Here is an 11,844-nt window from a genome sequence, read left to right on the forward strand (position 1 = left end):
TTTCATCTCTTCCTCCTCTCAAACCATTTTATCTCCGGAAATACCGGGACGATTCAAAAAGACAAAGTCTGCGCCGGATGAAGTAGGCATGGCTGTGTACAAGATACACAATTGCCTGCCAAGTTTGCGGGCTAATTTTCTCATTTCTTACTCTATCAAATGCATGGCAGATACTTATCAGTCTGAGTGCGCATTCCATTGTAGAAATATAATTTACGCCCTTTAGCCATGGATTTGCACTGATCCACGACAACATTATTTTTTCCATCTGCCGGGTAACTTGGCGTTTGATGTAAAGATCATCCGTTAGATTGCCAATCAAACTGAAGGTGAACAAATTTTGTAACCGGGAACGAGCCCAAGCCAGTTGAATATCTCCAATCGGATTGCCCGGTGCAAAAGGGATTCGCGCAAAGAATTTTAGGGGCCAGTAGTGTTCGGAGTCCGGTGCTTTATGCCAGCACAGATCGTGTGCGGAGATTGCCTGACTCGCCGAATTGGGAATGACGTAAATCTGTTTGTCGTCTTGAATAGTAAGATTCGATAGCTCCAAGTCCGCGCAATCCCAAGGAAGCAGAGGAAGGCAAGACAGTTTACTACGGCAAAACATGAAGTTCTCCGAATTGACAGTCTCGTTGAAGGGTAAGCCGTGACCTGTGCACAACTTAATCCACATGCCGACAAGTGACGCCCGTCTCCTGATACGGTATAGAGATTCACCCAGATTCATATGCGACTCAGTTTATCTTTTTAGGCAGCTCACCCGGTTTGCGTATTTTTGCCGCATTCATAACCCACGCCGGGTTACATACTTTTTTTCCAGGTATAGGGATTACGTCTGCTTCACCATAGATGTCGTGATAATGCCGATAAAGGTAGTCACATACATTCTCATAAGCACATTTTTTGCAATTTTTGGTTTTAATTCTATCTTTGAATACATAGAAGCGGCTGAGTCCTGCCGTACACACCGTTCTGAAGCCATACTTGCTAACAAAAGTAAGATACGGTATTTTTAGAATGCCGAGTATCAGGCAGAGCCAGGTAATGAGACGGCCTTTTCTGATCTGGAAACTTGTGAAATTGTCCCATTCGTCGGGATCAAAGGTCATTTGATCCATGTTCGTCACATATTGCTCGTAACCAGGAAGGAAGCAAAAGGGCATGTACCTTACATTGAAATGAGGGAGTTCAGCTTCGCACGACTTGATTGCTCTAATAATCTCTCGGCCTGCGTCTGCGTAATTGACATATACTTCTTTAACGATATCAATATTCTTTGCTTGCAGCACCGGATTGAACATCACAAAATTGATGTTATCGACCTTCTTTCTAATAAGCAACTGCATAATTTCAGTCAGATACATGAAATTTGTTTTGCAGACAACGGTGTTGGTTCTCACCCTTAAACCAAATTCATTGGCGTGATCGATAGCTTCCAGAATGTGATCAAAGCTGCGTGGAACCTTTGTCAGATCATCATGAGTCTGCGCATCATGACCATGGATACTGAACAATATATCATCAATGCCTGCAGCGACGAGATTGGCGACGTAATCCCGCTTAGATAACCTAATACCGTTTGTGATCAGGCAGACAATGGAAAAGCCAAGTTCTTTTTTAGCATACATGATCAATTCGGGCAGATCCTTACGTAGCGTCACTTCTCCACCGGTAAACTCGATTTCTTGTACCCCAAGCATTTTGGCTTGCTTGAGCTGTTTTTTCGCTTGTTCTGTAGTCAGCGTGTTTTCATTGGATTTCGTGATGACGGAATCATAGTAATAGCAAAAAGGGCATTTAGCATTGCACGCATAGCCTAAATTAATCTCTACTTTTTTGGTATGGTAAAGCACGGCTAAAGATTCCTTTGTTCTGGAATTGAAAGTAGTGGGTCAGAAGTGAACTGAGCAGCAACGCAATCCAAATCTCAGAGGGCCTTTAATTTACGTATCAAGTCTCAGGTTTATGCTGTAACAGGATATTATTGTTTGTGTGTTGAGATTATATTCAATTCTCAGCAATAAAAACCATTTAAGTTGAGGATTCATGCTAATTAAGAAGATCAGACTTTATCTAAATGATATTGCGATAGAATTATCAGCAGAAATGGGATGAAGAAGCATCCGAGATTTGCCCGCTGGACGCTTACTAAGATACGCCAAAAACACCGCCTCTTTCCTCGTCGCCGTGCAAATCAGATGCATCGCTCTCTGATCAAATAAAAAAGCACCACTCGGTAATTGAGTGGTGCTTATATCAAAATTTCTTTAGTCCGGCAGCTGTAAGCGACTAAACTTATGCTAGTCTGATTCGCCTCGGACTAAAATTGTTCCCAATCATCCCCACCGCCACCGGACGCGACTTTGCGTGACTGTGCTGAGGCGGAATCCTCGTCGGACTTCACCGTTGCTTTCTTCGCAGGCACTCTATTTGATAATTTGGCAACTGATGCAGAACGATTATTTCTTTTAATTGGCATACCCTGTGTATAGCCAGCTCCGCCAGATATTTTAAAGACACTGACTGCTTGAGTCAAAGCTTGCGCCTGATCACTCATGGATTCGGCCGCTGCAGCGGCTTCTTCGACCAAAGCCGCATTTTGTTGCGTAACCTCGTCCATCTGCGACACAGCCTGATTTACTTGCTCAATACCTGAACTTTGTTCATGAGATGCCGCTGAGATCTCACTCATAATATCGGTTACTCGCTTAACCGCAATTACAATCTCATCCATCGTGGTGCCGGCCTCATCCACCAAACGAGTGCCATCTTCTACTTTAGCTACTGAATCGCTGATCAATTCCTTGATTTCTTTCGCTGCCGCGGCTGAACGTTGCGCCAGTGTGCGCACTTCGGTAGCCACTACCGCAAAACCGCGACCTTGTTCACCTGCACGCGCCGCTTCGACTGCAGCATTCAGCGCCAGAATGTTGGTCTGAAATGCTATACCGTCTATGACACTGATAATATCCACGATCTTCTTGGAGCTTTCATTGATTGAACTCATAGTTTGCACTACCTGGCCAACTACAGCTCCACCTTTTACTGCAACTTCAGATGCTCCTGCCGCCAGCTGATTGGCTTGACGTGCATTATCGGCATTTTGCTTCACGGTAGAAGTCAATTCTTCCATGGAAGATGCGGTTTCTTCCAAGCTAGAAGCCTGCTCTTCGGTACGCTGACTCAAGTCAGTATTGCCTGAGGCAATCTCACCAGAGGCGGTGGCAATTTGATCAGTTCCTGTGCGCACTTTGCTCACTAGGCTAATTAAATTCTCGTTCATGGTTTTAAGCGCTTGCAATAAACGCCCGGTTTCATTGGTTGAGTTGACCTCAATTCGGCTAGTCAAATCACCCGATGCCACTGCATTCGCAACCACAACCGCCTCATTTAGCGGACCAACAATGGTGCGAATCAAAAGTAGGCCAATAATAATTGCCAGAACCACACCCAATCCTATAGCTGCACTGGTCATTGTAAACACAAAATTATAATTGCTTTGCGCTTCTGCATATTCCTGACCTGCAACTCTTGACTGCAATTCAATCAAATCAAACATAGTTTGATGCACTGCATCAAAACTTGGCGTCGCAGCATTTGTAGCATTATCAGCAGCTGCCTCAAAATTCCCTGCTATGGCCAGACTCATTGTACGGTCACGAGCTTCTTTATATATCGGCCATTGTTGAGCAAAAGTATTCGCTAACTTTTCCTCTTCAGGTGTCAAGTAAGTAGCCATGAATTTCTGCCATGTAGCATTGATTTCAGCATCCCTTTCAGCAGTCATTACAACACGCTGCTTAGCAACCGCAACATCTTGTATATTAGCTGTCATTACTGCGTTGAGACGAACGCGATGCATCCGATCGAGTATCAAACTCAAATCTCCCAGAACTACCGTGCGGTCTTCATAAACCGTCTTTAAACCATCGTTAGACTGATTGATACCATACAAACCCAAGGCACCAACACCTACCAACAATACCGATAACATGCCTATTACTAATGCCAGTCTCGACTGTATCGTTATATTCTTCAACATAAAAACCTCCTTAAAAATTCACAGTTCGTTCCAAATCTATAGAAAAACTTGTCAGAATCTCATCAATCTATACTTTGCTCAATCAATTCCATGTCACTGCTGTTCATCAGTTTTTCGATATCAATCAATATCAACATACGTTCACCGACGGCACCAAGCCCCATAATGTACTCAGTATCAATTACTGCGCCTAATCCCGGTGTAGGCCTCATTTGTTCTGATTCCAAAGTAATTACATCTGACACACCATCCACTACGACTCCTACGACACGTCCGGATACATTTAAAATAATTACCACGGTAAATTGATCATACGTCACATCACTCAGCTTGAATTTAATCCGCATATCGATAATGGGCACGATAATTCCACGCAGATTGACGACACCTTTGATAAAATTAGGCGCATTGGCAATCTGAGTAATAGCATCATAACCACGAATTTCCTGTACTTTAAGAATCTCTATCCCATATTCTTCCTTTCCTAGGCAAAAAGTTAGAAACTCGTTGTTTAAATGACTATCTGCTAAACTTGCGATTCGCTCTTGCAACATAAATCTCACTCCATCTTCTATATGAAAAACACGAACCTTATGCTAGTTCGCAGGTTATGATTTACGGAAAAAGGAATACTTTCTTAAATGAGTTTGCAGATTTTAATAGAATCGGTAATCAATCAAACTAGGAGCAGGCGAACAAAATCACTTTATATCTGTAAAAATAATAGTAATAAAAATATTATTGATTAATGGTCATAATTAAATGGTCTTTTCGAATGTTTCGTTTTCATTCAATTGGTTAATTGATTGCACGGTAAATTATTTTATTACGCACGATATAAACTAAGCTTATAGTTACAAAGGACAACTACAAAATGGCTATCGCAGGCATAAATCATTTCACGGTATTAAGTAGTAACTTAGAAAGAAGCAAGGCTTTTTACATCGATATCTTGGGGCTTAAAGAAGGTTATCGCCCACCTCTTGCGTCTCCGGGTGCATGGCTTTATGTCGGGGATCGATCGATACTGCATATCATGGCGGGCAGACCTATGCCCGCCAATGCTGCTGGCGTCATCGATCACATGGCGTTTACCGCATCCAATCTACAAACCGTAGTTAACACCTTAAAACAATACAATATCGAGTATGAATTGCACCGCCTCAAAGGATTGGAAATCTGGCAATTATTCTGTCATGACCCAGACGGTGCAAAAGTTGAACTAGATTTCCCGGCAGATGAACCAGAGCCTGGATAATAAGCTGTTATTTTTTACAATTGGGATTCTTGCCGGCTGCGCGTGCTTGCTGCATCATCTTGTTGGCCTTAGGTAGGAGCGCTCGTAAATCATCAATTCGGGTTTCATGGGACGGGTGCGTCGACAGGAACTCTGCCGGTTGTTCCCCCTGGCTGGCCTGCGCCATTTTCTGCCATAATGTAATACTTTCCGCAGGATTAAATCCAGTCTTTGCCATCAATTCAATACCAATTGCATCGGCTTCACTTTCATGCAAGCGACTAAACGGCATAATCAAGCCATATTGTGTCCCGACTCCAAGCAAGCCTAATGCGGTTTGTCCCATGGGGGTAGTCGGTGCAGCGACCGCTGCGACGATGGACATTCCCATTTGCGCCCCCAATTTCTGCGACATCCGTTCATTACTGTGTTTCGCCATCACGTGGCCAATCTCATGACCGATCACGGAAGCTAACTGATCTTGATTATCGACAAGATCAACCAACCCAGTATGAACACCAATTTTATTTCCCGGCAAAGCAAATGCATTCAACGTATCATCTTCAAATACCACCACTTCCCAGTCTCCCCCAACTTCACGAGTAATAGCGTTTGCAACGCAACGCACAAACTGATTTTCTCGCGTATTCTGGTTAATTGATTTTTCATTCTTCATCGTTGTAAATGCCTGCAACCCCATTGCATCAAGCTCACTGTCAGGCATGAAAGCCAGTTGGCTTCTCCCCGTGGGCGTGGTCGCGCAAGCCGCGAGTAAAATGATAATGAATAGAATTAGTAATAATCTGAACTTCATAATTAATATTCTCCGTACGTTGGATCAGCGGAATTTCATCTCACTCTGACCATGATACAACTTGTGAAACACAAGGGTATGTAAATAATTTTGGTTAATAATGAACACAAAGACTAATGCAGCGGATAACCAAGAATATGGTATAACTCAATTCTTAACAATAGTATAGGGGATCCGAAATGAGTGACCATATTTACAAAATCATCGAAATTGTTGGTTCATCAACCAAAAGCAGTGATGACGCCATCCAACTCGCAGTTGCGAAAGCTGGTACAAGCGTGCGTAACCTGGATTGGTTTGAAGTAGTGGAAACACGTGGACATATCGTTGATGGCAAAGTTGCGCACTATCAAGTAAAACTTAAAATCGGCTTTCGTCTGGATTAATCTATCAACAAGATTGCCGCGCCTGTTCTGAAACATAGCACAATGCAGGCAATCTTAATCTTGAGGCAGTGCATTTAGGGTAAAACTCTAATGGGTTTTATTCTGCTAACAGAGAATCCCGTATAGGGCCAACCGAATACCACTGCTGTCAACAAGAACCAATAATAGACACATTCCATCTAAATACTTCACGCTATAATTAGCCATCTTTAAGTAAAAACCAAACTCCACGTCCATGCAAGAAAAATACCACCCCCAGGAAATTGAAAAAAACGCGCAGCAATATTGGGAACAAACATCCGCATTCAAAGCAATCGAAACTCCTGAAAAACCTAAATACTACTGTTTGTCGATGTTCCCCTATCCTTCCGGCAAGTTGCATATGGGGCATGTACGAAATTACACCATCGGTGACGTATTGTCGCGATACCGCCGCATGCAAGGCTTCAACGTATTACAACCAATGGGCTGGGACGCGTTCGGTCTTCCTGCAGAAAATGCCGCGATGCAAAATAATGTTTCTCCTGCCAAATGGACTTACGACAACATTGCTTACATGCGCAAGCAATTGAAAAGCCTTGGATTGAGTATTGATTGGGAGCGCGAGATTGCCACCTGTGACCCGAGCTATTATCACTGGAACCAATGGCTGTTTCTGCGTATGCTGGAGCAGGGACTGGCGTATCAGACTACCGGCACGGTCAATTGGGACCCAGTTGATCAAACAGTGCTGGCCAATGAGCAAGTGATTGATGGTTGCGGTTGGCGCACTGGGGCTCCGGTGGAAAAACGCGAAATTCCGATGTATTATCTAAAGATCACTCAGTATGCGGATGAACTGCTTGCCGCTCTGGATACCCTGACCGGCTGGCCGGAACGAGTCAAGATCATGCAGGCCAACTGGATTGGCAAAAGCTACGGTGTTGACATTACTTTCCCCGCCGATACCGAATCCGGTACGCCGCAAGACCTGAAAGTATTCACTACCCGCGCGGATACGCTGATGGGTGCAACCTACGTGGCCGTAGCCGCCGAACATCCGATTGCGCTGCATGCCGCTCAGAACAATCCATCCCTGCAAGCTTTCATCCAAGAATGCAAACTCGGCTCAGCCAAAGAAGCCGATCTGGCTACTCAAGAGAAAAAAGGCATAGATACCGGGTTATTCGTAATTCATCCTCTTAACAATCAAAAACTACCCGTGTGGGTCGCCAATTACGTGTTGATGGGATATGGCGAAGGCGCGGTGATGGCGGTTCCTGCACATGATGAGCGTGATTTTGAATTTGCCAAGAAATACGGACTTCCTATAAAACAGGTTATTAAACCCGGTATTACTATCTCTATCGAACAAGAAATTGAGAGTGGTACTTGGAACGAAAAAGGTATTTCTCAAAATAAAGAAGCCCTAGCTAATTACACCTTTTCTCCCGAATCCTGGCAGGATTTTTATGACATGAAAGACGGTGTCTGCATTAATTCTGGAAAATACGATGGCCTTGGCTTTAGTGCTGCAATCGATGCTATTGCTGTTGACCTTGAAACTAAAGGTCTCGGCAATAAGCGCGTGCAGTATCGCTTGCGCGATTGGGGCATTTCACGCCAACGTTACTGGGGATGTCCAATTCCGCTGATTCATTGTACCGACTGTGGCGTAGTACCAGTGCCGGATGATCAATTACCGGTCGTACTGCCGCAGGATCTGGTACCCGATGGCTCGGGCAATCCGCTGGCAAAAACGCCATCTTTTTACCAATGCACCTGCCCCAAATGTGGCAAACCCGCGCGTCGGGAAACCGACACCATGGATACCTTCGTCGATTCATCCTGGTATTACGCGCGTTATGCTTGCCCGGATCAACACCAGACAATGACTGACGAGCGCGTTAATTACTGGCTGCCAGCCGATCAATACATTGGCGGCATTGAGCACGCTATTTTGCATTTGCTGTATTCGCGCTTCTGGAACAAGGTCATGCGCGATCTGGGTTTATTGGCTGTGGATGAACCGTTTGCCAATCTGCTGACGCAAGGCATGGTGCTGAATGAAATTTTTTACCGCAAAACCAGCGGCGGACGGACTCCCTATTACAACCCCTCCGAAGTTCAGATTCAGTATGACGAGCAAGGCAAACGCTGCGGCGCAATTTTACTGGCGGATAACCAACCGGTTGAATCGGGTGGTATTGGCACCATGTCGAAATCCAAGAATAATGGCGTTGATCCGCAAAATCTGGTGCAAGAGTATGGTGCCGATACTGCTCGCCTGTTCATGATGTTCGCTAGTCCACCGACACAAACATTGGAATGGGCCGATGCTGGCGTCGATGGCGCTTACCGTTTTCTCAAACGTTTATGGCGGCAGGTTTATGTCCATCTCCAGCTTGGTGTGATCAAGATTGATCCCGCATTACACCAGACGCTGCCTTCGGAACTCAAAGCCCTGCGTCGCCAACTGCACCAAACTATCGCCAAAGTAACGGATGATCTGGAACGTCGTCACACGTTCAATACCGCCATTGCTGCTGTAATGGAACTTATGAATAGCCTGGCAAAATGTCAGGGCAACGATCCTACCAGCCGTAACCTGATGCAGGAAGCTCTGGAGAATATTGTGCTGCTGCTTTCCCCGATTGTTCCGCATATCTGCCATGAGCTTTGGCATGAACTCAAGCCGGGCACCGAGCTTTTTGCTCAACCTTGGCCACAAGCAGATGATACTGCAATGGTACAAGACGAAATCAAACTCATTGTGCAGGTTAATGGCAAACTACGTGGACAAATCTGTGTTGCCAAGGATGCTGAAAAAGAAGCGATGGAGAAAGCCGCTTTGACTGATGAGCAGGTACAGAAATTTACCGCAGGACAAACTATAAAAAAAATCATTGTTGTGCCCGGAAAATTGGTTAATATCGTCGTATAAATAATTTGCATCCTTAGCCCATGATAAACATACATAAACAGCATCTAGTTATTCTGATCATCGTGGTCTTATTGACAGCCTGCGGTTTTAATCTACGCGGACAAGCAGCTGCGCTACCGTTCAAGACCATGTATGTTACGGCGCCGGATGGACATACGATCGGCATAGAAATGGAGCGTATGATCAAAGCCACGCCGACAACCCGTCTAGTTGACAGCACCGCAGAAGCCGAAGCAACGCTAGATATTATCAGTGCAGTTAATGAAAGAGCTATTTTGTCTTTGTCTGGTGGCGGTCGCGTACGGGATTTTAATTTGATTTACCGGGTGAACTATCGTGTGTTGGATAACAGAGGCATTGAAATTATGCCAAATACTGAAATATCCTTAACCCGCGTTCTGCCGTTTCTGGATGCACAAATCCTTGCCAAAGAATCGGAAGAAAGATTGTTGGCAAAAGACATGCAATCCGATGCCATTCAACAAATCCTGTGGCGTTTGTCAACGATTAAATTTCCTGCCGAAAGCATACAGTAATGCCGTGATCGTTTCGGGCAATACCCCATCACCATGCGTATAAAACTCGATCAATTATCGCAATCCCTACAAAAGCAAACCGCACCGCTGTACACCTTATTTGGCAATGAATCGTTGCTGATTTTAGAAGCTGCAGACTTAATCCGCACTCATGCGCAGCAGCATGGGTATACCGAACGCGAACTGTTCGCTGTGGATCAGCACTTCGATTGGTCTGATTTGCTGAATGCCGGCAATAACCTGTCTTTGTTTGGTGATCGCAAAATTATGGATATCCGCATCCCTTCCGGCAAGCCCGGCAAGGAAGGCGGTAAAGCGATCGAAAACTATTGCAGTGCATTGCCTCCCGATACGCTCACCCTCTTCACACTACCTCGGATCGATAAGCAAGGACAAGCGACAAAATGGTTCAAAACGCTTGAGGCTACCGGCGTTCTAGTCCAAGTTTACACCATCGAACGCAATCAATTACCTGACTGGATCGGGCAACGTCTTGGTAGACAACAACAAAAGACTGATTCTGCTACGTTGCAATTTTTAGCGAATCAAGTTGAAGGCAACTTGCTCGCCGGACATCAAGAGATTCAGAAACTCGCGTTACTCTACCCTAGTGGCAGCCTAACTTTCGAGCAAGTAAAAGATGCCGTGCTGAATGTGGCGCGCTATGATGCCTTTCAATTATCAGATGCCATGATCAATGCAGATGCCACACGCTTTATTCGTATTCTGACCGGTTTGCAAGGTGAAGGCACTGCCCCGCTGCTGATTCTCGCCACTCTGACTGAACAAATACGACAGCTGATTACTATTCGCCAGGGCCTCGACACGGGTCAATCACTCACACAGTTACTACAGACCGCCAGAATTTGGGGTGACCGGCAGAAATCAGCACAAACTGCGGTCAACCGCGTCAGCTTGAAAGCGCTAATGCAAAGTTTATCCGATGCCGCAGAAATAGACCGGATGATTAAGGGAGTTGCGCGAGGGGATGTCTGGGATGAATTGTTGCAATTGGGATTGCGCCTCATAATTCATGAAAATAGAAATTTCGTGAGCGTTGCGAAGTAACCTTGCTCCTATTTCAACCTATTACAGCGCGGATTCAATTTCGGAGTGCAACGCCTAACGGTGGTTTGGTGCAGCGCACCGTCTTCCCGAAGAATGCCTCAAACGGGGTTCTGAATCCAAGCACCTTGCGTGGCCGATGGTTGAGTCTATCCACTGCACTTGTTCTTGGGTAGTCCTAGTCAATTCCATCTCCTTGGGGAAATACTGTCGCAGCAGCCCATTGCTGTTCTCGTTCAAGCCACGCTCCCATGAATAATGGTAGGGGTGAGCGAAATAAACATCCGCATTCAGTTCCGCTGCGATGATTTCATGCTCCGCAAACTCTTTCCTGTTGTCGAATGTCATGGTGTAAGAACTTTGCACGGTTAGAGTCATTTTCAGGCGTGGATGATGATATAATAATGTTTTTAATCATATTGTTGAGTTAGTTGATATGAGTTTTTCAGAGTTTGATGTCACCCGCCGCACTCGCAAAGGAAACTTTCCCAATCAAATCGATTACCTGATTTGATTGGGAATTGATAGAAAAAGCAATCGTTGAATATTATTGCCCCCACATATGATGCCGCAGGCCGTCCTGCCTATCCCGGATTGCTGCTGTTCAAAATATTTTGCTGGCAGGAATCTGGCACGGTGGACTCAGTGATGAATCCGTTGAAGACATGGCTAACGCGAATCTGCACGTGATGCGGTTTTTTGGGCCTGAGTCTGGAGGAGGATGTTCCGGATCATTCGGTGCTGTCTCGTTTCAGGACACGATTAACACAAGCGCATGCCTGGTATATCTTACAAGCTATGGCATACAACCTAAAAAGGCTGCCCAGATTGTATGTTA

Annotated in this window: 11 protein-coding genes and 1 pseudogene; 6 read left to right on the forward strand and 6 right to left on the reverse strand. The window is 45.1% G+C overall.

What is annotated here, in order from left to right:
• Nucleotides 1–28: 28 nt before the first annotated feature.
• The 4 genes from QZV86_RS11935 to QZV86_RS11950 form a co-directional block, all read right to left on the reverse strand.
• Nucleotides 29–730 carry a hypothetical protein gene (locus tag QZV86_RS11935; protein ID WP_295628408.1) on the reverse strand — a complete coding sequence of 234 codons (702 nt, stop codon included), beginning with the start codon at nucleotides 728–730 and terminating at the stop codon, nucleotides 29–31.
• A gap of 7 nt (nucleotides 731–737) precedes the next feature.
• Nucleotides 738–1,856, reverse strand: coding sequence for a radical SAM protein (locus QZV86_RS11940; RefSeq protein WP_295628410.1), 1,119 nt, complete (start codon nucleotides 1,854–1,856; stop codon nucleotides 738–740).
• Nucleotides 1,857–2,323: 467 nt separating this feature from the next.
• The gene (locus tag QZV86_RS11945) at nucleotides 2,324–4,045 is read right to left on the reverse strand and encodes a methyl-accepting chemotaxis protein (protein WP_295628412.1); all 1,722 of its coding nucleotides are present in this window, start codon (nucleotides 4,043–4,045) and stop codon (nucleotides 2,324–2,326) included.
• 62 nt (nucleotides 4,046–4,107) lie between these two features.
• Nucleotides 4,108–4,599, reverse strand: a complete 492-nt coding sequence (locus QZV86_RS11950; protein ID WP_295628414.1) for a chemotaxis protein CheW — start codon at nucleotides 4,597–4,599, stop codon at nucleotides 4,108–4,110.
• Between the two features lie 320 nt (nucleotides 4,600–4,919).
• On the opposite strand from QZV86_RS11950, the gene QZV86_RS11955 reads away from it, so the two are divergent.
• Nucleotides 4,920–5,303 carry a VOC family protein gene (locus QZV86_RS11955; RefSeq protein WP_295628417.1) on the forward strand — a complete coding sequence of 128 codons (384 nt, stop codon included), beginning with the start codon at nucleotides 4,920–4,922 and terminating at the stop codon, nucleotides 5,301–5,303.
• Between the two features lie 7 nt (nucleotides 5,304–5,310).
• On the opposite strand, the gene QZV86_RS11960 is transcribed toward QZV86_RS11955, so the two are convergent.
• Entirely contained in the window at nucleotides 5,311–6,096 is a 786-nt protein-coding gene (locus QZV86_RS11960; protein WP_295628420.1) for a M48 family metallopeptidase, read from the reverse strand.
• A gap of 179 nt (nucleotides 6,097–6,275) precedes the next feature.
• On the opposite strand from QZV86_RS11960, the gene QZV86_RS11965 reads away from it, so the two are divergent.
• The 4 genes from QZV86_RS11965 (at nucleotide 6,276) to holA (ending at nucleotide 11,009) form a co-directional block, all read left to right on the forward strand.
• The gene (locus QZV86_RS11965) at nucleotides 6,276–6,482 is read left to right on the forward strand and encodes a dodecin (protein ID WP_295628423.1); all 207 of its coding nucleotides are present in this window, start codon (nucleotides 6,276–6,278) and stop codon (nucleotides 6,480–6,482) included.
• A gap of 235 nt (nucleotides 6,483–6,717) precedes the next feature.
• Complete coding sequence (gene leuS, locus QZV86_RS11970; RefSeq protein ID WP_295628426.1) at nucleotides 6,718–9,405, forward strand: leucine--tRNA ligase; 2,688 nt, start codon at nucleotides 6,718–6,720, stop codon at nucleotides 9,403–9,405.
• A 20-nt stretch (nucleotides 9,406–9,425) separates the two neighbouring features.
• Nucleotides 9,426–9,941 (forward strand): LPS assembly lipoprotein LptE, encoded by a 516-nt coding sequence (lptE, locus tag QZV86_RS11975; RefSeq protein ID WP_295628429.1) that lies wholly within the window; start codon nucleotides 9,426–9,428, stop codon nucleotides 9,939–9,941.
• Between the two features lie 33 nt (nucleotides 9,942–9,974).
• A complete protein-coding gene (gene holA, locus QZV86_RS11980) occupies nucleotides 9,975–11,009 on the forward strand; it encodes a DNA polymerase III subunit delta (RefSeq protein ID WP_295628432.1) in 1,035 nt (344 codons plus the stop codon).
• 34 nt (nucleotides 11,010–11,043) lie between these two features.
• On the opposite strand, the pseudogene QZV86_RS11985 reads toward holA, so the two are convergent.
• Nucleotides 11,044–11,384: pseudogene (locus QZV86_RS11985) on the reverse strand (IS30 family transposase); the annotation flags it as partial.
• A 360-nt stretch (nucleotides 11,385–11,744) separates the two neighbouring features.
• Here QZV86_RS11985 and QZV86_RS13840 point away from each other — a divergent pair.
• On the forward strand, nucleotides 11,745–11,844 hold a 100-nt coding region (locus QZV86_RS13840), incomplete at its 3' end, for a hypothetical protein (RefSeq protein WP_366925701.1).

The sequence above is a fragment of the uncultured Nitrosomonas sp. genome (assembly GCF_902826915.1).
In the GTDB taxonomy this organism is placed as follows: Bacteria; Pseudomonadota; Gammaproteobacteria; order Burkholderiales; family Nitrosomonadaceae; genus Nitrosomonas.

Excerpts from the sequence above, each read along its gene's own strand:
- QZV86_RS11935 (WP_295628408.1), bottom strand. The coding sequence starts at position 730 with ATGAATCTGGGTGAATCTCTATACCGTATCAGGAGACGGGCGTCACTT.
- QZV86_RS11945 (WP_295628412.1), bottom strand. The coding sequence starts at position 4,045 with ATGTTGAAGAATATAACGATACAGTCGAGACTGGCATTAGTAATAGGC.
- QZV86_RS11950 (WP_295628414.1), bottom strand. The coding sequence starts at position 4,599 with ATGTTGCAAGAGCGAATCGCAAGTTTAGCAGATAGTCATTTAAACAAC.
- QZV86_RS11955 (WP_295628417.1), top strand. The coding sequence starts at position 4,920 with ATGGCTATCGCAGGCATAAATCATTTCACGGTATTAAGTAGTAACTTA.
- QZV86_RS11960 (WP_295628420.1), bottom strand. The coding sequence starts at position 6,096 with ATGAAGTTCAGATTATTACTAATTCTATTCATTATCATTTTACTCGCG.
- QZV86_RS11965 (WP_295628423.1), top strand. The coding sequence starts at position 6,276 with ATGAGTGACCATATTTACAAAATCATCGAAATTGTTGGTTCATCAACC.
- leuS (WP_295628426.1), top strand. The coding sequence starts at position 6,718 with ATGCAAGAAAAATACCACCCCCAGGAAATTGAAAAAAACGCGCAGCAA.
- lptE (WP_295628429.1), top strand. The coding sequence starts at position 9,426 with ATGATAAACATACATAAACAGCATCTAGTTATTCTGATCATCGTGGTC.
- holA (WP_295628432.1), top strand. The coding sequence starts at position 9,975 with ATGCGTATAAAACTCGATCAATTATCGCAATCCCTACAAAAGCAAACC.